This is a genomic window from Leisingera sp. JC11 (genome assembly GCF_040704725.1).
Taxonomy (GTDB): Bacteria; Pseudomonadota; Alphaproteobacteria; order Rhodobacterales; family Rhodobacteraceae; genus Leisingera.
On record NZ_JBFCVS010000007.1, the window covers coordinates 104,312 to 124,214 of the forward strand.

The 19,903-nt window shown below is 66.4% G+C and carries 20 protein-coding genes and 1 pseudogene; 11 read left to right on the top strand and 10 right to left on the bottom strand.

Features of this window, described 5'->3' with window-relative positions; all coding sequences use genetic code 11:
• Positions 1-88 precede the first annotated feature (88 nt).
• A complete protein-coding gene (locus AB1A62_RS09830; protein WP_366661317.1) occupies positions 89-616 on the top strand; it encodes a hypothetical protein in 528 nt (175 codons plus the stop codon).
• Positions 617-681: 65 nt separating this feature from the next.
• Positions 682-2,052: a glutamate--cysteine ligase gene (locus tag AB1A62_RS09835; RefSeq protein WP_366661318.1), complete on the top strand. Its 1,371-nt coding sequence runs from the start codon at positions 682-684 to the stop codon at positions 2,050-2,052.
• 107 nt (positions 2,053-2,159) lie between these two features.
• Here the strand turns inward: AB1A62_RS09835 and AB1A62_RS09840 are convergent, their stop codons facing one another.
• Positions 2,160-2,636 carry a YHS domain-containing (seleno)protein gene (locus tag AB1A62_RS09840; RefSeq protein ID WP_366661319.1) on the bottom strand — a complete coding sequence of 159 codons (477 nt, stop codon included), beginning with the start codon at positions 2,634-2,636 and terminating at the stop codon, positions 2,160-2,162.
• A gap of 240 nt (positions 2,637-2,876) precedes the next feature.
• On the opposite strand from AB1A62_RS09840, the gene AB1A62_RS09845 reads away from it, so the two are divergent.
• Positions 2,877-3,227: a hypothetical protein gene (locus tag AB1A62_RS09845; RefSeq protein WP_174146187.1), complete on the top strand. Its 351-nt coding sequence runs from the start codon at positions 2,877-2,879 to the stop codon at positions 3,225-3,227.
• Here AB1A62_RS09845 and AB1A62_RS09850 read toward each other — a convergent pair.
• Genes AB1A62_RS09850 through AB1A62_RS09875 form a run of 6 tightly spaced genes read right to left on the bottom strand, consistent with a single transcriptional unit; the run spans position 3,217 to position 7,270 of the window.
• Positions 3,217-3,489: a hypothetical protein gene (locus AB1A62_RS09850; RefSeq protein ID WP_366661320.1), complete on the bottom strand. Its 273-nt coding sequence runs from the start codon at positions 3,487-3,489 to the stop codon at positions 3,217-3,219. The genes AB1A62_RS09845 and AB1A62_RS09850 overlap by 11 nt on opposite strands.
• Positions 3,486-4,091, bottom strand: a complete 606-nt coding sequence (gene plsY, locus AB1A62_RS09855; protein ID WP_366661321.1) for a glycerol-3-phosphate 1-O-acyltransferase PlsY — start codon at positions 4,089-4,091, stop codon at positions 3,486-3,488. The genes AB1A62_RS09850 and plsY overlap by 4 nt, the downstream gene beginning before the upstream one ends.
• On the bottom strand, positions 4,091-5,401 hold the full coding sequence (gene pyrC / locus AB1A62_RS09860) for a dihydroorotase (protein ID WP_366661322.1): 1,311 nt from the start codon (positions 5,399-5,401) through the stop codon (positions 4,091-4,093). Before pyrC ends, plsY begins: the two co-directional genes overlap by 1 nt.
• On the bottom strand, positions 5,398-5,781 hold the full coding sequence (locus tag AB1A62_RS09865) for a hypothetical protein (protein WP_366661323.1): 384 nt from the start codon (positions 5,779-5,781) through the stop codon (positions 5,398-5,400). The genes pyrC and AB1A62_RS09865 overlap by 4 nt, the downstream gene beginning before the upstream one ends.
• On the bottom strand, positions 5,781-6,314 hold the full coding sequence (locus tag AB1A62_RS09870; RefSeq protein WP_366661324.1) for a hypothetical protein: 534 nt from the start codon (positions 6,312-6,314) through the stop codon (positions 5,781-5,783). The genes AB1A62_RS09865 and AB1A62_RS09870 overlap by 1 nt, the downstream gene beginning before the upstream one ends.
• A 5-nt stretch (positions 6,315-6,319) precedes the next feature.
• Positions 6,320-7,270, bottom strand: a complete 951-nt coding sequence (locus AB1A62_RS09875) for an aspartate carbamoyltransferase catalytic subunit (protein ID WP_366661325.1) — start codon at positions 7,268-7,270, stop codon at positions 6,320-6,322.
• Between the two features lie 207 nt (positions 7,271-7,477).
• On the opposite strand from AB1A62_RS09875, the gene AB1A62_RS09880 reads away from it, so the two are divergent.
• From AB1A62_RS09880 to AB1A62_RS09905, 6 genes are all read left to right on the top strand, one after another.
• On the top strand, positions 7,478-8,242 hold the full coding sequence (locus AB1A62_RS09880) for a uracil-DNA glycosylase (RefSeq protein ID WP_366661326.1): 765 nt from the start codon (positions 7,478-7,480) through the stop codon (positions 8,240-8,242).
• An 8-nt stretch (positions 8,243-8,250) separates the two neighbouring features.
• A complete protein-coding gene (locus AB1A62_RS09885; protein WP_366661327.1) occupies positions 8,251-8,850 on the top strand; it encodes a metallophosphoesterase family protein in 600 nt (199 codons plus the stop codon).
• Positions 8,847-9,467, top strand: coding sequence for a LysE family translocator (locus tag AB1A62_RS09890; RefSeq protein ID WP_366661328.1), 621 nt, complete (start codon positions 8,847-8,849; stop codon positions 9,465-9,467). The genes AB1A62_RS09885 and AB1A62_RS09890 overlap by 4 nt, the downstream gene beginning before the upstream one ends.
• The gene (gene moaB, locus AB1A62_RS09895; RefSeq protein ID WP_174146177.1) at positions 9,468-10,010 is read left to right on the top strand and encodes a molybdenum cofactor biosynthesis protein B; all 543 of its coding nucleotides are present in this window, start codon (positions 9,468-9,470) and stop codon (positions 10,008-10,010) included.
• A gap of 126 nt (positions 10,011-10,136) precedes the next feature.
• Positions 10,137-11,591: an efflux RND transporter periplasmic adaptor subunit gene (locus tag AB1A62_RS09900; protein ID WP_366661329.1), complete on the top strand. Its 1,455-nt coding sequence runs from the start codon at positions 10,137-10,139 to the stop codon at positions 11,589-11,591.
• Between the two features lie 5 nt (positions 11,592-11,596).
• Positions 11,597-14,992: an efflux RND transporter permease subunit gene (locus tag AB1A62_RS09905; RefSeq protein WP_366661330.1), complete on the top strand. Its 3,396-nt coding sequence runs from the start codon at positions 11,597-11,599 to the stop codon at positions 14,990-14,992.
• On the opposite strand, the gene AB1A62_RS09910 is transcribed toward AB1A62_RS09905, so the two are convergent.
• Positions 14,962-15,423: an NUDIX hydrolase gene (locus AB1A62_RS09910; protein ID WP_366661331.1), complete on the bottom strand. Its 462-nt coding sequence runs from the start codon at positions 15,421-15,423 to the stop codon at positions 14,962-14,964. The two genes, AB1A62_RS09905 and AB1A62_RS09910, sit on opposite strands and share 31 nt — an antisense overlap.
• Positions 15,420-16,241 carry a protein-disulfide reductase DsbD domain-containing protein gene (locus AB1A62_RS09915; RefSeq protein WP_366661332.1) on the bottom strand — a complete coding sequence of 274 codons (822 nt, stop codon included), beginning with the start codon at positions 16,239-16,241 and terminating at the stop codon, positions 15,420-15,422. Before AB1A62_RS09915 ends, AB1A62_RS09910 begins: the two co-directional genes overlap by 4 nt.
• A gap of 176 nt (positions 16,242-16,417) precedes the next feature.
• Here AB1A62_RS09915 and AB1A62_RS09920 point away from each other — a divergent pair.
• A pseudogene (locus AB1A62_RS09920) lies at positions 16,418-16,978 on the top strand (YqgE/AlgH family protein); the annotation flags it as partial.
• 125 nt (positions 16,979-17,103) lie between these two features.
• Here AB1A62_RS09920 and AB1A62_RS09925 read toward each other — a convergent pair.
• A complete protein-coding gene (locus AB1A62_RS09925; protein WP_366661333.1) occupies positions 17,104-18,054 on the bottom strand; it encodes an L-threonylcarbamoyladenylate synthase in 951 nt (316 codons plus the stop codon).
• Between the two features lie 141 nt (positions 18,055-18,195).
• On the opposite strand from AB1A62_RS09925, the gene AB1A62_RS09930 reads away from it, so the two are divergent.
• Entirely contained in the window at positions 18,196-19,899 is a 1,704-nt protein-coding gene (locus AB1A62_RS09930; protein ID WP_366661334.1) for an acyl-CoA dehydrogenase, read from the top strand.
• Positions 19,900-19,903: the final 4 nt, after the last annotated feature.

Here is a 19,903-nt window from a genome sequence, read left to right on the forward strand (position 1 = left end):
CGCCATTGCATCCGCCGCCCTGACCCCACAAGTAAGGAGGGCACGGCAGGTCGTACCGCCTGCCAGACGTTTTTATGAGGCGAAACACATGAGTTTCATCCGCCCCGAAGCCCGCGAAGCGCTGTGGCAATGGCGCGAAGTCCTGGCCGCTGCCCTGATGTTCCTACTGGGGCTGAAATGGGCGTTTTCCTCTGCTGGCTTTACTGCGATCACCGGCTGGGCTCTGGTTGCCACCGGGCTGGTGACCGCAGTGATCGGCGCCCAGCGGATGCGGTTCCGGCGCGGCACCGGCGGCCCTGGCGTGGTGCAGGTGGACGAGGGGCAGATTGCCTATTTCGGACCGCTCACCGGCGGCGCGGTAGCGGCCTCAGAACTGGAGCGGCTGGCACTGGACCACACTTCCAAACCGCCGCACTGGCTGCTGGAACAGCCCGGCCAGCCGCCGCTGGCAATCCCGGTGAATGCGGAAGGCTACGAGGCGCTGTTTGATGTCTTTGCCGCCCTCCCGGGCCTCAAGACTGAGCGGATGCTGGCAGAACTGCGCCGCCGCGGCCCTCACCAGGTCGTGATCTGGGAGCGTGCCGCCAGCCGTCCGGAACATCAGCGCCTGCATTGACACCGGCGGCGATTCCGCCCACGACTGGCCGTTCAAGACAGATCTAACAGGACGGAGTGCCAGGCATGTCCATTCCCCAGTCCGGCGGCGGGCCGATCGAACACCACGAGCAGCTTGCCCAGTATCTTGCCGACGGCTGCAAACCCAAGGAAGACTGGCGCATCGGCACCGAGCACGAGAAGTTCGGCTTCTGCAAGGACACGCTGAAGCCGCTGCCTTATGCCGGTGAGCGTTCCATCCAGGCGGTGCTGGAAGGGCTGCGCGACGGCCACGGCTGGGCGCCGCTGACCGAAGGCGATAACCTGATCGGCCTGACCAAGGACGGCGCCAACATCAGCCTGGAGCCGGGCGGCCAGCTGGAACTGTCGGGCGCGCCGCTGGAAACCATCCACGAGACCTGCGACGAGGTGAACGCCCATCTGCGCGACGTCAAGGACATCGCCGACAAGATCGGCGTCGGCTTCATCGGCCTGGGCGCCGCACCTGTGTGGCGCCATGAAGACATGCCGCTGATGCCCAAGGGCCGCTACAAGCTGATGGATGGCTACATGCAGGACGTCGGCACCATGGGCACCACCATGATGCGCCGCACCTGCACCGTGCAGGTGAACCTCGACTTCTCCTCCGAGGCAGACATGGTGCAGAAGCTGCGGGTGGCGCTGGCACTGCAGCCGGTCGCAACCGCGCTGTTCGCCAATTCACCGTTCCTGGATGGCCAGCCCAACGGCCACAAATCCTGGCGCGCCCGCGTCTGGCGCTCGCTGGACGCCGACCGCACCGGCATGCTGCCGTTTGTGTTCGAGGAGGGCTTCGGATTCGAGGCCTGGGTGCAATACGCGCTCGATGTGCCGATGTATTTCGTCTACCGCAACGGCGAATACATCAACGCGCTCGGCATGTCCTTCCGAGACTTCCTGAAGGGCGAGCTGCCCGCGCTGCCCGGCGAAACCCCGACGCTCAGCGACTGGGCCGACCACCTCACCACCATCTTCCCCGAGGCCCGCATCAAGAAATTCATTGAGATGCGCGGCGCCGACGGTGGCCCCTGGCGCCGCCTCTGTGCGCTGCCGGCCTTCTGGGTGGGGCTCACCTATGATCAGACCGCGCTTGATGCAGCCTGGGATCTGGTCAAGGGCTGGGACGCAGAAACCCGCGACGCCCTGCGCGTCGCCTCCTCGGAACAGGGGCTGCAGGCCAAGGTGAACGGCATCAGCATGCACGAGCTGGCGCGCGAGGCGGTGGCGATCTCCGAAAGCGGCCTTAAGGCGCGCGCGCGCCCAGGCGCTGGCGGTCTGGTGCCGGACGAAACCCACTTCCTGAACGCGCTGAAGGACAGCCTGGAAACCGGCAAGGTCCCCGCGGATGAGCTGATGGAGCGCTATAACGGCGCCTGGGAGGGGGATCTCTCCCGCATTTACAGCGAATTCGCCTACTGACTACCGGCGAAATAGGCCGCGCTCCGGGCGCGGCCTTTTTGCATTGAGAAACCGGCGGCAGATTGCTCTGCCGCCGGTTGTTTGCACGTGAGTGGCGGCTTCAGGCCTTACTGCGTCTGCAGCTCCGCCGGGTCTTTGTCCGCAATATCGGTCCAGTTGGCGTTGGCATTCTGGATGAAGCCCGGAATGTCGCCTTCCCAGCGGTCCTGAATGTCCTGCGACAGGTTCAGGTACAGGGTGTTGTCGACGATTTTCCAGTGGTTCGGATCGCCGTCGAACTTGAAGCCCATCGCGGTGCCGAAGGCGCAGTAGCCGCCGTAGGCCGGCACATAGGCTTCCGGATTCTTTTCAAACGCCACTTTGTGCTCTTCCGAGGCAAAGCGGTAGGTTGCGTCATTGTAAATGGAAGTGATTTTGTAGCTGCCCTTGGTGGGGGCACCGTCCGTGAAATATGCGACCGGGTCATAGCCCTGCATGGCCAGGCCGGTGGAGGATGCGTTGATCTCAACGCCCGCCGCCAGTGCCGAGGTTGCCATCGCAACCGACAGAGCCACACCGCTGATCAGTGCTTTTACTTTGTTCATGGTCCCGTCCTTTCAATTCCCGGCCGCGGCGTTCCCAATTGCTTGCCCGGCCGGCGTTTCACCATGTGTGCCGCGGTATGCTGCGGGTCACGGCACCGATGTGGAGAGGCGGCCGATCACATTCAAAACAACTCAAATTGACTGTGCGCGGGGCGGCAGCTGGCTGTGCGTTGCCGCGCAGAACGGGTGACAGGCTGCACAGATGCGGGCAGAGTGAGGGCAAGCCAATTGGAGACTTGTATGATACGCCCATTCCCCACCCGCCGCGCAATTCTGGGCGGCCTATTGGCGGCAGCAGCCTTTGCAGGGGCGGCCGCAGCCCAAAGCATCAGCGGCAGCTACCGCGCCGAGGGGCGCAACCCCGACGGCAGCACTTATGCCGGCACGGTGCAGATCCGCGACAACGGTGGCGCCATTGAGATGAACTGGCAGGTCGGCAGCCAGACTTATGCCGGGACCGGCACCCGCAACGGTGATGTGGTCTGGGTCAATTGGGGCGATACCTACCCGGTGGTCTACGTGCGGATGCCCAATGGCGAGCTGCACGGCACTTGGTCCAACGGCCGCGCGCTGGAGCGGCTCATTCCGTGACCTGCAGCGCCAGTACGAAGCGCACAACCTTTTCCGCGGGCATCTCGCAGGGCTTCAGCCGCGTTCCGGAGGCCAGCCGGTAGAGGTTGAGGCTGATGTAATCCGTACCGCCCAGCTCCCGCGCCACGAGTTTCTGAGCCTTGCCGCCGGCCAGATCCTGGCGGACCGCCGCATAGCGCCGCCCGTCAGCTTTCCCTGTGAAGGCGCCCACCGGCAGGGCGTCAAAAGCTGCAAGGAAGGCCTGCAGCTTCTCCGGTGTCACTTCTGGCCGATCCGCGGCTCGGTGCCCGCCCGCAGCCGGGCGATATTGGCCGAATGACGGACATAAACCACCGCCGCCAGCAGCACCGCCAGCACCGCAACCGGCTGATATCCCAGCAGCAATGCCCAGACCGCACCGGAGGCGGCCGAAACCAGCGCCCCCATGGAGGAGATCCGGCTGACCGCCGCCGCCGCAAGCCAGGTCAGGCAGCAGGCAATGCCCACCGGCCAGGCCAGCGCCAGCATCAGGCCCAGGAAGGTTGCAACGCCCTTGCCGCCCTTGAAGCCCAGCCAGACCGGAAAGCAATGTCCGAGGAAGGCCAACAGCCCTGCCGTTTGCGCCGCATCCTCGCCGGCCAGAAAGCGGGCCAGCAGCACCGCCGCCGCGCCCTTGCCGCCATCCAGAAGCAGTGTCAGCGCCGCGGCGGCCTTGCTGCCGGTGCGCAGCACGTTGGTGGTGCCGATATTGCCGGAACCGATTTCCCGCAGGTTGCCGAGCCCGAAGGCCTTGGTGACCACCATGCCAAACGGCACCGAGCCCAGGCCGTAGCCGATCACCGCCCACAGGAGCAGAGCGGTGGCAGAGCTTTCGAGTACTGGCATCAGTCCCTCCGGTAGACGGGCTCACCGGCCACATAGGTGGCTTCAACCCGGCCCTGCAGCCGCTGGCCGTCATAAGGCGTGTTCTGCGATTTCGAGCGCAGCTTGAAGCGGTCCAGCACAAACGGCACATCCGCATCGAACAGAACCAGATCGGCGGGCGCGCCTGCCGCCAGGCGGCCGCTCTCCAGTCCCAGCCGTTTGGCCGGGTTCAGCGCCATGGCGCGGAACAGGGCGGGCAGATCCAGGAGTTCCGCATGGTACAGCCGCAGTGCCGCAGGCAGCAGCGTCTCCAGCGCCACCGCACCGGCTGCGGCTTCCTCGAACGGCAGCCGCTTGCTTTCCTCATCCTGCGGCGTGTGCATTGAGGAGATGATGTCAATGAGCCCTGAGCGCACCGCTTCAACCACCGCCAGCCGGTCGTCTTCCGAGCGCAGCGGCGGTTTCACCTTGAAGAAGCTGCGGTAGCCCGCCACGTCCAGCTCATTGAGCGTCAGGTGGTGGACCGAGGTGCCTGCAGTGATGTCGAGCCCGTTCTTCTTGGCGCGCTCCAGCGCGGGCAGCGCGCGCGCGGTGGTGATCTGGTCGGCATGGTATTTGGCGCCGGTCATCTCCAGCAGCGCAATGTCACGGTCCAGCCCCATCCGTTCCGCCATCGGGGAAACCGCCGGCAGGCCGTAGAGCGCTGCGAACTTGCCGCTGGTGGCGGCGGCGCCCTTACTCAGAACCGGTTCTTGCGGGTGGGCAATGACCAGCGCGCCGCAGGAGCGGGCATAGTTCAGCGCCCGCTGGAAAACCTTGGTGTTGCTGACCACGTGGTCGCAGTCGGAAAACGCCACCGCGCCGGCATCCATCAGGAAGCCGATCTCGGTCATCTCGCGGCCTTCCCGCCCCTTGGTCAGCGCGGCCATCGGCAGCACGTTGACCGGCGCATCGGCCTGGGCGCGGCGGGTGACAAATTCCAGCGTCTCCGGGCTGTCGATTGCCGGGGTGGTATCGGGGCGGGTGACGATGGTGGTGACACCGCCCGCCGCTGCTGCAAGCCCGGCGGTTTTATAGCTTTCCTTGTGCCGCTCGCCGGGCTCGCAGACCTTGACGCCGATATCCACGATCCCCGGCGCCAGGCATTTGCCGCCGCAGTCCACCTCGGTCACATCTTCCGGCGTGAGGCCCTGCGCGCGCAGCATCCGTGCAGGATCGGCGGCATCCTTTTCAACCGCTGCGATCCGCCCGTCCCGCACGAGAACCGCGCCCGGCGTGTCGGTGCCTGCCTCGGGGTCGATCAGGCGGGCGTTGATGAAGAGAGTGGTCATGCCTTGGCTCTTTCAATTGCGTTGAGGGTCGCGGCCGGGTCGGCCTGGTATTTGATCAGATGCTTGTCGCCGGTCTTTGTGACCACCTGCACATAGCTGCCCATGGTTTTGACAGCTTCGATTTGGGAAACCGGCACCGAACGCCCGGCGGGGCCTGAGAGGTTTTCACGGGTCAGGGTCCAGACCACCGCCAGCTCCTCGCTGGCCATATACCAGCCGCGCAAGGCGATGGCGGCCAGCCCGCCCACGGCGCCGGTCCAGATGTGGGGGCTGTCCATGAACCACAGCACGGCCATTGCGCCGCCCATGCCGACTGCCGCCATCCAGGCATGCGCGCGGACATAGGCGCTGCGGTCGGGCTTGAACTCGGTCACAACCATCAGAACACCAGGGCCCAGACCAGCAGGGCAATCAGGGTCATGACAATGGTAAACAGCGTGGCGCCGATGCGGCGGGCCTGGCTGCGGGCCTCGCGCGGGGACAGCTTGGGGGCGGAGTAAGGCTTGGCGCTCTCGGCGGTGGCAGGGGCGGCGCTCCAATTGGTCCGCCGCTCGCCATAGGTGCCCTTGAGCACGATCTGATCCGCGGGGGTGAGCCGGGTCTCCTCTCCGCCGAAAGCGCGGGAGCGGATCAGCAGCACATGGCCTTCCAGTGCCTGCAGCATCTCGCGGTCCTCCTCGACCTGTGCCCGCGGCACTCCGCAGCCTTCGGTGAGATAGCCGGTCAGGCCGATGTCTTCCAGGTCGGAGACCGGGAAGATCTCCACCTGGTCCATGTCCAGGGCTTCGATGCCCAGAACCTGCACCAGCGCGCCGGGCTCCTTCAGGAACGCCGCCTGCTCGGGCCGCATGTCGAGCGCAAAAAGCCGGATCACGCCGCGCTCGCCCGCCGGGATATGAATGACGCCCTCCAAGCGGCTCAGCCTGCCTTGCCCTGGCGTTCGGCGCGCAGGTTGCGGGCCAGGAGGTCCATCGCCGCCATCCTCACTGCCACGCCCATTTCCACCTGCTCCTGAATGACCGAGCGGTTGATGTCGTCGGCGAGCGTCCCGTCGATCTCCACCCCGCGGTTCATCGGGCCGGGGTGCATGACGATGGCGTCGGGCTTGGCCAGCGCCAGCTTCTCGGCGTCAAGGCCATAGCGGTGGTAATACTCGCGCTCCGACGGGATGAAGCCGCCGTCCATCCGCTCTTTCTGAAGGCGCAGCATCATCACCACGTCGACGTCCTTCAGGCCTTCGCGCATGTCGTCATAGATCTCGGCGCCGAACTCAGCGAATTGGCCGGGCACCAGCGTCGGCGGGCCGATCAGGCGGATGCGGTTTTCCATCTTGCCCAGCAGGATCAGGTTGGAACGCGCCACGCGGCTGTGCGCGATGTCGCCGCAGATCGCGATGTTCAGCCGGTGCAGGCGGCCCTTGGAGCGGCGGATGGTCAGCGCATCCAGCAGCGCCTGGGTCGGGTGCTCATGCTTGCCGTCGCCCGCGTTCAGCACGGCGCAGTTCACCTTCTGCGCCAAGAGGTCCACCGCGCCTGAGTGCGGGTGGCGCACCACCAGCAGGTCCGGGTGCATCGCATTCAGCGTCATCGCGGTGTCGATCAGGGTCTCGCCCTTTTTGATCGAGGACGCCTGCATCGCCATGTTCATCACATCGGCGCCCAGCCGTTTGCCCGCCAGCTCGAACGAGGCCTGGGTGCGGGTGGAGTTCTCAAAGAACATGTTGATTTGGGTGAGCCCCGCCAGCACGTCGGAATGCTTCTCCGGGCGGCGGTTCAGCGCCACATAGTCGTCGGCCAGGTCGAGGATCGCGGTGATCTCATGCGGCTTCAGCGGTTCGATGCCAAGCAAATGGCGGTGTTCGAAGGACATATGGGGCAGCTCCGCTTGATTTGCCGGTTCTTATAGGCGGCGTGGTGGACTGCGGCAAGGCGTTGCCGCGGCTGGCAGGCGTTGCGCAGGCGAGGGGCCTGCCCCTCGCGCACCCCGGAGTATTTCCGGCAAAGAAGAAAGGGTTGGCCCGGATAATACTTGCGGCAGGGTGTTCCGCTTGGGTCCCGGGCGGAGTAGCTTGGGCGCATGGAATCGGCATTGGATTACTGGAGCGCCCGGGCGCTGTTGGAGTGGCAGGCAGAGCTTGGCGCCACCGAGGCGCTGTGCGACGAACCGGTCGACCGCTATGCGCTGGAGCAGGCCGCGCCCAAGCCGAAACCGGGCGCTGCCCCCGCGCCGCCGCCCAAGCCCAAGGACGTGAACCCGGTCGAGGTGGCCCAGAAGGCCGCCAAGGGCGCTGCCTCCCTGCCTGCCCTGCGCGATGCGATGGACGGCTTCAGCCACTGCGACCTGAAGCGCGGCGCCCGCAATCTGGTGTTCTCCGACGGCCAGGCGGGTGCCCGGGTGATGATCATCGGCGAGGCGCCGGGCCGCGACGAGGATCTGCAGGGCAAACCCTTTGTGGGCCGCGCCGGGCAGCTTCTGGACAAGATGCTGGAAGCGATCGGCCTCAGCCGTTCTGAGAACGTCTATATCACCAACGTGCTGCCCTGGCGGCCGCCGCAAAACCGTGACCCGCTGCCCGCTGAGATTTCCATGCTGACGCCTTTCCTGGAGCGGCATGTGGCGCTGGCGGAGCCGGATATTCTGGTTCTGATGGGCAATATCAGCTGCCAAGCGGTGCTGGGCAAACGCGGCATCACCCGGCTGCGCGGGCAGTGGGATCAGGCCTGGAAGAAGCCGGTCATCCCGATGTTCCACCCGGCTTATCTTCTGCGACAGCCGCAGCAGAAGCGGCTGGCCTGGGCCGACCTGCTGGAACTGAAAGCGCGTCTGGGGAGCTTGTCCTGAGGTAACCCATGAAAATTCTGGCGTTCTCCGATCTGCATCTCTCGGCCTCCCATGCCGCGGATATTGTCGCTGCCAGTGCGGGCGCGGATCTGGTGATCGGCGCCGGCGATTTCTGCAACATGCGGATGGGGATGGACAGGGCCGTCGCCATGCTGGCAGGGCTGAAGGCGCCGATGGTGGCGGTGCCGGGCAACGGCGAAAGCGCAGATGAATTGCGCGCGGCAGGGTTTGCCAACACCACAGTGCTGCATGGCGACGGCACGGACTTCGAAGGCTTGCGCCTGTTCGGATTGGGCTGCGGCGTTCCGGAAACACCGTTTGGCGGCTGGTCCTGCGACCTGAGCGAGGTGCAGGCGGGGACGATGCTGGCGGCCTGCGATCATGCGGATATCCTGATCTCCCATTCACCGCCCAAGGGGCTGGGGGATGTGACCTCAAGCGGGCTTTCCGTCGGCTCCACCGCGGTCAGGGCCGCGGCGGAACGGGTGCAGCCGCAGCTGCTGCTCTGCGGCCATGTGCATGACTGCTGGGGCTTCCGGGGCAACCTGGGCAAGACGCAGGTGGCCAATCTCGGCCCCGGAGTCAGCTGGTTCGAGGTGGAGCCGTGATCGATCCCGTGACCCTGCTGGCCTTTATCCCGGCAGCGCTGGCGCTGAACCTGACGCCGGGCGCGGATATGATGTTCTGCCTCGGCCAGGGGCTGCGGTCCGGGCGCGCCGCAGCGGTGGCGGCCAGCGCAGGCATCTCGGCGGGCAGCATGGTGCATGTGACACTGGCGGGCCTGGGACTCGGCGCCGTGATCGCTGCCATGCCAGGGCTGTTCGACGTGATCCGCTGGATCGGCGTGGGATATCTTCTGTACCTCGCCTGGGGCGCCCTACGCAGCGGGGCAGTGCAGGCCGATGCGCCCTCTGTGCCTGCCAGGCGGGCGTTCCGCTCCGGCTTCCTAGTAAATCTCACCAATCCCAAAGTAATCCTGTTTGTGCTCGCCTTCGTGCCGCAATTCGTGCGGCCTGAGGCCGGGCCGGTGCTGGGGCAATTCCTGATCTTCGGGCTGATCCTGGCCGCGGGCGGGTTTGTCATCAACGGGCTGGTGGGCATCTTCGCAGGCCAGGCCGGGCGGCGGCTGACGGGCTCGCCGGTGTTTGCGCGCTGGCTGGGCCGCGTCTCCGCCGGAATTTTTGCAGGGCTGGCCGTGCGGCTGGCGATTATGGAGAAGGCTTAGATGTCCCGTATTGACGAAAGCATGGAATTCATCCCGGTCCGCATTGCGGTGCTGACTGTCTCGGACAGCCGCAAGATGGAGGACGACCGCTCCGGCCAGGTGCTGGTCGACCGGCTGCGCGATGCCGGCCATACCCTGGCCGACCGCAAGATCATCCCGGATGAGCGGGCAGACATCGCCGCGCAGCTGCGGGCCTGGATCGCCGACCCCAAAGTGGATGTGGTGATTTCCACCGGCGGCACCGGGCTGACGGGCCGCGACGTGACGGTGGAGGCGCACCGCGACGTCTATGAGAAGGAGATCGAGGCCTTCGGAACTGTTTTCACCTGGGTGTCGATGCAGAAGATCGGCACCAGCGCGGTGCAGTCCCGGGCCACCGGCGGCGTTGCGGGCGGCACCTACCTGTTTGCGCTGCCCGGCAGCCCCGGCGCCTGCAAGGACGGCTGGGATGAAATCCTGTCAAAACAGCTCGATTACCGCCACCGCCCCTGCAATTTCGTGGAAATCATGCCCAGATTGGAGGAACATCTGCGGCGGAAATAGCGCCGGCCCGCGTGTAACCTCGCAAACCTGCGCGGAAAATCATATATTTCCAAGCGGGCACAAGGCATTTGCGCTTTGGCCGGCCGCACGCGGCCCCGGCAGCAGCCGCCACCGGAAGGGAGAGACATGCGCTTTTTGCGTCAGAGTTTGATGGGGCTTTTCCTGGCGTCGCTGACGGCGGCCCTGCTGCTTTATGCCGGCCAGCTGATTTTCGGCGCCATCGAGGCGCAGCTCAACGCCGAACGCAAACCGCCGCCGGTGCGCGAGCGGGTGTTTGCAGTCAATGTTGTGACCGCGGACCTGCAGACGGTGGCACCGGAGCTGACCGCCTTTGGCCGGATCGAAAGCCGCCGCACCCTGGAATTGCGCACCGCCGCCGGCGGCCGGGTGGTGCAGCTCTCTGAGGATTTCGAGGAAGGCGGAGCGGTGCGGGCGGGCGAGGTGCTGGTGCAGATCGACCCTGCGGATGCCCAGGCGGCGCTGGACCGGGCTGAGGCCGACATGATGGACGCCCGTGCCGAGGAACGCGATGCTGGCCGGGCGCTGATCCTGGCGCAGGACGAACTGCAGGCGACCCAGGACCAGGCCCAGCTGCGCGAGCGCGCCTTCCAGCGGCAGGTGGATTTGGAGGAGCGCGGCGTCGGCACCGCAGCCACGGTGGAAACCGCGGAACTGGCCGCGGTGCAGGCGCGCCAGACGGTGATCTCGCGCCGCCAGGCGGTCAGCCAGGCAGAGGCGCGCGCCGATCAGGCTGCCACCCGCGTGGCCCGGGCGCAGATCGCGCTGGACGAGGCCCGCCGGGATCTGGAGGACACCACCATCAAGGCAGGTTTTGACGGCACCCTGCAATCGGTGAGCCTGGTGCAGGGCAGGCTGGTATCCGCCAACGAGAAACTCGCGGATCTGGTCGACCCGGACCTGCTGGAGGTTGCGTTCCGGGTCTCCACCGCGCAATACGCCCGGCTTCTGGACGGCGACGGCCATCTGCTGAAGGCTCCGGTGCGGGTGACGCTGGACGCTGCCGGCGCCGGTCTCAGCGCGGCAGGGCGGATTTCGCGTGCCAGCGGCGCCGCGGGCGACGGGCAGACCGGGCGGCTGGTCTACGCCAGCCTCGACGCGGCCCCCGGGTTCAAGCCGGAGGATTTTGTGACCGTCCATGTGACAGAGCCGGAGGTCCGCGCGGTCGCGCGGGTGCCCGCCTCCGCGCTGGGAGCCGACGGCTCTGTGCTGCTGCTGGGGCCGGAGGACCGGCTGGAGGCGCTGCCGGTGGAACTGGTGCGCCGCCAGGGCGATGATGTGCTGATCCGCGGCTCGGGGCTGGAAGGCCGTGAAGTTGTCACCGGCCGCACGCCTTTGCTGGGCGCCGGCATCAAGGTGCGCCCGCTGCGCCGGGGAGCAGAGGCGCAGGCGCTGCCGGAGCTGATCGAACTGACGGACGAGCGCCGCGCCCGGCTGGTGGCGCTGGTTGAGGGCAACAGCCGGATGCCTTCGGAGATGAAGGCGAAGATGCTGCAGCAGCTGGCGGAGGCCAAAGTGCCGGCACAGCTGGTCAGCCGGATCGAATCCCGGATGGGAGGCTGAGCCCGATGGCGCGCAGGCTCCCCCGGCCGGCCCGCGGGCTGTTCAGCTACTTCACCCGCCACCGCACGGCGGCCAACCTCCTGCTGGTGATCATGCTGGTGCTGGGCGCGGCAGCGATGCCCAACATGCGGACACAGTTTTTTCCGGATGTGATCGTCGAGCGCGTCACCGTCACCGTCGAATGGGAGGGTGCAGGCCCGGAGGACGTGGACAGCGCCATCGTTCAAGTGCTGGAGCCTGCGCTGCTGGCCGTTGACGGCGTGGAGGAGACATCCTCCATCTCCCGCGAAGGGCTGGCCTCGCTGACCTTAGAGTTTGAGCCAGGTTCCGACATGGGGCAGGCCACCGACGATGTGCAGACCGCGGTCGACGGCATCACTACGCTGCCGGAAGAGGCGGAGGAGCCGGACGTGCGCCGCGGCGCCTGGCGCGACCGGGTGACAGACGTGGTGATCTCCGGGCCGGTCGGGGCAGGGCAGCTGGGCCTCTTTGCCGATGAACTGGTGGTGCGCCTCTTTGAGGCCGGCGTCACCCGCACCACCATCCGCGGCGTGGCGGCGCCGGAAACCATTGTCGAGGTTCCGACCGCCAAGCTGATCACCCACGACATCACCATGCGCGAGATCGCCGAGGCGATCGCGGCAGAGGTCGATGCCGACCCCGCAGGCGATGTGACCGGCGCCAACGCCCGCGTGCGCACCGGCAGCGAGAAACGCACACCGGATGAACTCGCTGCCATTGTGCTGCGCACCAATGCCGACGGCTCTGTGCTGACCATCGCCGATGTGGCGCAGATCCGGGTCGAAGGGGTGGACCGCAACCGCTCTTATTTCGTGGATGACAACCCGGCGATGTCGGTGCGGGTGGACCGCTCCGACCAGGGCAACGCGATCCGCCTGCAGGCTCAGGTGCAGGAGGTTGCGGATGAGATGCAGGCCAGTCTGCCGCAAGGGGTGACGGCCGAGCTGATCCGCACCCGGGCCCAGTCCATCACCGACCGGCTGGATATGCTTGTCGACAATGGCCTGATGGGGCTGGGCCTGGTGCTGTGCCTCCTGTTCCTGTTTCTGAACACCCGCATTGCCTTTTGGGTGGCAATGGGCATTCCGGCCTCGATGTTTGCTGCCGTCGCGCTGATGTATGCCGCCGGAATCACCATCAACATGGTCAGTCTGTTTGGCCTGATCATCACCCTGGGCATCGTGGTGGATGACGCCATCGTGGTGGGCGAACATGCCGATTTCCGGGTCCGGCGGCTGGGCGAAGGCCCGATGCAAGCCGCAGAGAATGCGGCCCGGCGCATGGCGATGCCGGTTTTTGCCGCAACCCTCACCACCATCATCGCCTTCTTTGGTCTCACCCTGGTGGGCGGGCGTTTCGGCGAGCTGATCCGGGACATTCCTTTAACCGTGATTGCGGTTTTGGCGGCGTCGCTGGTCGAGTGTTTCCTGATCCTGCCCAACCATCTGGCCCATGCGCTGACCCACGCCCAGGCGCACCATTGGTACGACTGGCCGAACCGGATGGTGAACCGCGGCTTTCGCTGGCTGCGCGACCATGCCTTCCGGCCGCTGATGGGCTACATCGTCACTGCCCGCTACGCGGTGCTGGCAGGCGCGCTGGCAATTCTGGCCAGCCAGGCCGCGCTGTTCATCACCGGCGAAGTGCAATGGCGTTTCTTCAACGCGCCTGAGCGCGGCTCGGTCAGCGGCAACTTCGCCATGGTGGAGGGCGCCAGCCGCGCTGACACCCTGCAAATGATGCAGGAAATGCAGCGCGCGACAGAGGCGCTGGGCGCCGAATACGCCGAACGATATGGCCGCAACCCGCTGGACTTTGTGATGGCAGAGGTCGGCGGCAACGCCGGCCGCGGCCTCAGCGGGGTGGAGGCCAAGGACACCGACCTGCTGGGCGGCATCTCGATTGAGCTGATCGACGCCGACCTGCGCCCCTATTCCAGCTTTGCTTTCGTGGCGGAACTGCAGGAGCGGGTGGTGCGCCACCCGATGGTCGAGACGATCTCCTTCCGCAGCTGGCGGTCCGGGCCGGGCGGCGACGCGCTGGACGTGCAGTTCTCGGGCCCCAGCGTGCAGGTGCTGAAAGATGCTTCAGAGGACTTGAAGACTGCACTGCTGCGCTTCCCCGAGGTCTCGGCGGTCGAGGACAATCTGGCCTATGACAAGGAGGAGGTGGTCCTCGATCTCACCCCGCAGGGCCAGGCGCTGAACTTCACCATCGGCAGCCTGGGCCAGGCGCTCCGGGCGCGGCTCAACGGCATCGAGGCGGCGACCTATCCCGACGGCCCGCGCAGTGCCACGATCCGGGTGGAGCTGCCGGAAAACGAACTGACCGCCGACTTCCTGGAACGCACCCTGATGCGGGCGCCCAGCGGCATCTACGTGCCGCTCGCCGATATCGTCTCAGTGACCCAGCGCACCGGCTTCTCCACCGTGCGCCGAGAGAACGGCATCCGGGTGATCAGCGTGACCGGCGACATCTCCGAGGACGACCCCGCCCGCGCAGAGGCGGTCACCCAGGCGCTTCGGAATGAGATCCTGCCGAAGATCGCCAGCGAACGGCAGGTGGAATGGCGCCTGTCAGGACTGGCGGAGCAGGAGCAGACCTTCCTGCAGGAGGCCGGCACCGGGCTGATCCTCTGCCTCACCGGCATTTACCTGGTGCTGGCCTGGATTTTTGCCAGCTGGACCCGGCCGCTGGTGGTGATGGCGATCATCCCCTTCGGCCTGGTCGGCACCATCTGGGGGCATTACGTTTGGGAAGTGCCGCTTTCCATGTTCACCGTAGTGGGCCTCTTAGGGATGACCGGGATCATCATCAACGATTCCATCGTGCTGGTGACCACCATCGACCAGTATGCGCGGGACCGTGGGCTGATCCCCTCGATCATCGACGCGGCGGCGGACCGTCTGCGCCCGGTGATGCTGACCACCATGACCACGGTGCTTGGGCTTGCTCCGCTCTTGTTTGAACGCTCTCAGCAGGCGCAGTTCCTGAAACCCACGGTGATCACGCTGGTCTACGGCCTGGGTTTCGGCATGTTCCTGGTGCTGCTGGTGGTCCCTGCGCTGGTTGCGATGCAGCGCGACCTGTCGCGGCCGCTCACCTCCCTGCGCCGCGCGCTGCGGCAAGGGGCGGGGCGCCTGCGCTGGCTGGTGCTGGGCACGGCTCTGGCGCAGCTCGGCTGGCTGGTGCTGACGCTGGGCTGGGCGATGGCCACCGGTGCCTTGCACCCGGCCTTGCGGATGCTTCCGGCTCTCGCAGCGATGGAGCCGGTGCGCGCGGGACTGCTGGCATTCCTCGCAGGTGCATTTGTTCTGGCGCTGCTGGCCTATGCGGCGGGCGGGATAGCCTACCGGCTCAACACCCGCCAGCGGGCCTGAGCCAGCCGCGCCACGTCACCGACCTGGTCCAGCAGCTGCAGCTCGCGGGCTTCGATCTCTGCGATTGGTATCCACTCGGCCTGTTCAGCGTCGTCATCGGGCACCGGCTCACCGCTGAGATGCTCACACAGCACCACAGTCAGCAGATACTGGCGCTGCGCCGCACCTGCGGCATCGCGGGAGATCACATCGACATTGGTAAGATACTCCAACGGCCGGGCGGTCACGCCGGTCTCTTCCATCAGCTCCCGCGCAGCGGCCTGCAGCGCGGTCTCGCCCAGCTCCACATGCCCGCCGGGAAAGCCCCACCAGCCCGCATTCGGCTCTTTGCCGCGCTGCACCAGGATCACATGATCCTGCCCGCCGAAATGGCTGCAGACCACGGCAATGGTGCCCAGAACAGGGCGGGCAGGGCTGTCCGCAGAACTCATCCGGCGCTGCAGCCTTGAATATCAACCGCGTGATTTTTCCCCAGCACCGTGATCCGCAGCTGCGAGCGGTCGATGGCATAGGCGCTGCCGTCGGCCGGCAGGAATTCGGTCTCTGCCACCAGTTGCCCGCCTTCGCGCCGGGTGGTGGTTTCACCGGCATAAAGCTTGGGGTTGCCCGGCTCGATCACCGCAACTTCCTCGCCGCCGGCAGAGGGCATCGAGATCCGCGCGGTAACCGTCATGCCGTACTGCGACGGGCGCAGGCTGCAGGAGGCTTTGCGAACGCCGGCTTCCTTGGCCGACCACGGACGGCTGGCCATCGCGGCGGCAATCGCCGGGTTGCGGCCCGCGCTGCTGTCCAGCTGGCGGTCGAACTTCAGCTCGGCCGGCACGCAGACATCCTTGCACACCCCCAGCTGCATCCGCCCCTTCAGGCGCACCGGCTGGCCCGGGCTTTCAGGCGTGATCTCCAGCGGCAGCACCAGCTGGTCGTGATAGCCGATGGTGCGGTAGCCGGAGGTCAGGAACACCTCGGGCGAGGGCCAGGTGATCGACAGACCGCCGACATTGCGGGCGCCGCGCCAGGAAAAGCTGGGCGGGATGCCGGCATCGCCGGGCGCGCGCCAATAAGTCTTCCACCCGGGCTGCAGGGTGATCCGCAGCGCGCCCAGATGGGTGCCGCGCGGCGTCATGCCGCCATCCAGCACTTCGATCTGCACAATATCGCCCTCCGCGGCACCGGAAAGGGCTGGGGTTCCGGTTGCTGCGGCCAGCAGGGCCGCCGCGGCAGCAGCGGATTTGGTCAGCATTTGTCTCATAAGTGAATAGATGCGCCTGCCAGCCCGGTTTGCCAAGTCACGATCCGGTCATGGCGCCTACATCCGCCTGTGTTTGCGGCAAATTTACCGGAGCCTGCGCGGGGTTGCGCCGATGCGCCCCTTGCGCGGCAAGCGGGCGCGCGTCATGGTGGGGGGAGGCAGCGGAAAGACGGAAATACATGGATCTGACTGGCAAGCTCTTGATTGCAATGCCTGGTATCGGCGACCCGAGGTTTGAGCATTCGGTGATCTTCCTGTGCTCGCACGGCGAGGAGGGCGCGATGGGCCTGATCGTCAACAAGCCTGCGGACGGGGTGGCGCTGGGGGATTTGCTGGAGCAGCTGGACATGGGCGGCGAGAACAGCGCCGCAGCCGCGCTGCCGGTGCGGTTCGGCGGCCCGGTGGAGACCCAGCGCGGCTTTGTGCTGCACACGCCGGACTACGAATCGGATGTGAGTTCGCTGAAGGTGCCGGGCGGCTTCTCGATGACCGCGACGCTGGATATTTTGGAGGATATCGCCCAGGGGCAGGGGCCGCAGGACCTGCTGGTTCTGCTGGGCTATGCCGGCTGGGGGCCGGGGCAGCTGGAATCGGAGATCACCATGAACGGCTGGCTGACCGCCGAGGCCAGTCCGGAACTGGTATTCGGCCTCGCCGATGACAGCAAATGGGGCGCGGCGCTGAAGACCCTAGGGGTTGATCCGCTGACGCTCTCGGCCAGCGCAGGCCACGCCTGAATACGCATATCTGGATGCACTGCGGGAGGGCTCCCGTGCGTTTTCCGATTATCGGAGAAAATCTTAAAACCCTTGGGCCGGGCGCCCATCTGCGATGGGCGCGGGTGCGCTGCGGCTCGCCGCGTTCAGTCCCGCGGCGCGGCGGCGCGGCGCAGGCGGTCATTGATGGCCTCGCCCAGCCCATGCTCCGGTACCGGTGCGATAGCTATCGGTTTCCCAAGCGCGTCGAGTTGGTGGAGATGCCCGAACAGGTTCGCGGCGGCCTCTGCCAGGTCGCCGCTTTCGGACAGGTTCAGATCGCAGGTCCCGGGACCGAAGCCGAGAAACAGTTCGCCCTCGCCGGGCGCGTCAGCATTCAGCCGCACCGGCGCACCGGGGGCATAATGCGACAGCAGCTGCCCGGGTGCAGTTAGCGGGTCATGCACATCGCGCTCTGCCAGCTTACGGCCCAGTACGGCTTCGATTTTTTCCGCTGCAAGCCCGCCGGGGCGCAGCAGCAACGGTTCCGGCCCGGCCAGACCGATGATAGTGGATTCCAGTCCGACACCGCAGGGCCCGTCATCCAGGATCGCGGCAATCCGGCCGTCCAGCCCGGCCTTCACATGGGTCGCCGTGGTCGGGCTGATTTTGCCGGAGGGGTTCGCCGAGGGCGCCGCCACCGGCCCGTCCAGCTCCCGCAGCAGGGCCTGCGCCGCCGGATGCGCGGGCACCCGCACGCCGAGCGTCTCCAGGCCGGCGGTGACCAGCGGCGAGATCCCGTGCCCCTCGCGCAATGGGAGCACCAGGGTCAGCGGTCCGGGCCAGAAAGCCGCGGCCAACTGTTCCGCAACGTCATTCCATGCAACGTAACGCCGCGCAGCCTCCGCCGAATGCACATGGGCGATCAGCGGATTGAACGATGGCCGCCCCTTGGCCTGGTATATGGCCGCAACCGCGGTGCCCTGCCGGGCATCAGCACCAAGGCCATAAACCGTCTCAGTCGGGAAGGAGACCAGTTGCCCGGCCTGCAAAAGCCGGGCGGCGCGGGCGATGCCGCTTGCCGTTGCGGCAAGGATTTCAGTGCTCTGCTGGGGCATTCCGGGTGACGCGGCGTTTTGGTTGATTGAAATAAGGGCCCGGTTAGGTAATCGGACAAGCCACAGACCATAATGGGCCAGCGCCGGGAAGCCAAGACTGCCCGCGCCGCAGGCCCCAGAAACCCCCGCCAGAGGACGCCCATGACCTTCCGCGCCCCCGTTTCCGAGTATGAATTTCTGCTGAACCACGTTGTGGGCTATGACAGCATCCCGGCCACAGACCGTTTTGCTGAAGCCACCACCGACACAGTGAGCGCGATCCTGACAGAAGCAGGCAAGCTGTGCGACGAGGTGATGGCGCCCCTGCAGCGTAATGGCGACTTGCATCCTGCACGTCTGGAAAACGGCGTGCTGCGAACCTCGCCCGGGTTTGCCGATGGCTACCAGGCCATTCGCGAAGGCGGTTGGGTCGGCATCAGCGCGGCTGAGGAATTCGGCGGCATGGGGCTGCCGCAGACACTTGCCGTCGCAGTCTACGAGATGATGGCAGGCGCCTGCCTGTCGCTGCAGCTGGCGCCGCTGCTGAGCCAGGGCCAGATCGAAGCGCTGGAACACCACGCCTCCGTCGCCATCAAGGAGCTGTACCTGCCCAAGCTGATCTCCGGCGAATGGTCCGGCACCATGAACCTGACCGAACCGCAGGCCGGTTCCGATGTCGGCGCACTCAGCTCCAAGGCGGAGCCGAACGGTGACGGCACCTATGCGGTGACCGGCCAGAAGATCTTTATCTCCTGGGGCGACACCGATTTCTGCGGCAACGTTTGCCACCTGGTGCTCGCCCGGCTGCCCGACGGGGTGCCGGGAACCAAGGGGATTTCGCTGTTTCTGGTGCCGAAATACCTGCCGGATGCGGACGGCAATCCGGGCGAGGCGAATGATCTGAAGGTCGTGAGCCTGGAGCACAAGATGGGCCTGCACGGCTCCCCCACCTGCGTGATGCAGTTCGACGGCGCCACCGGCTGGCTGGTCGGGCCGGAGCACGGCGGCATGGCGGCCATGTTCACCATGATGAACAACGCCCGCCTCGGCGTCGGCGGCCAGGGCGTCGGTGCGGGCGAGGGTGCCTATCAGCACGCGCTGGCCTATGCGCTGGAGCGCAAGCAGGGCAAGACCGCTAGCGGCTTCATCGCCGACCACGCCGATGTGCGCCGGATGCTGATGGAAATGAAGGCGGATCTTTTTGCCTCCCGTGCGATCCTGATGGCTTGTGCCCGCGCCATCGACATGCATACCGCCACCGGCAGCAGCGATTGGGCAGCCCGCGCGGCCTTCCTGACGCCGATTGCCAAGGCATTCGGCACCGACACCGGCATGCGGGTTTCGGAAACCGGGGTGCAGGTCTACGGCGGCATGGGTTTCATCGAGGAGAGCGGCGCCGCGCAGTATTACCGTGACGTGCGGGTGACGGCCATTTACGAGGGCACCAACGGCATCCAGTCGATGGACCTAGTGGCGCGCAAGATGATGGACGGCGGCGAGATGGGTTTTGCCCTGATCGACGAGATCGAGGAGCAGGCCGAACGCGCCCGCGCCACCCATCCCAACATGGCCGAAGCCGTCTGGCAGGCTTGCGAATCCCTGCGCGAGGCAACCGAATGGCTAGTGTCGCAACAGGACATGCAGGACCGCTTTGCAGGCTCGGTTCCGTATCTGCGCGCCTTCGCCCGGGTGCTGGGCGGCCATTACCACCTGGCCGCGGCGATGGCGGATCAGGGCGGAGCGCGCGAGAAGCTGGCACGGTTTTATATCACCCGGATGCTGCCCGAGCATGCGGCTCTGCTGGCGCACGCCCAGGCCGGCGCGGCCGGCACCTTTGCGCTCAGCCTTGATGAACTGGCAGGCTGACACC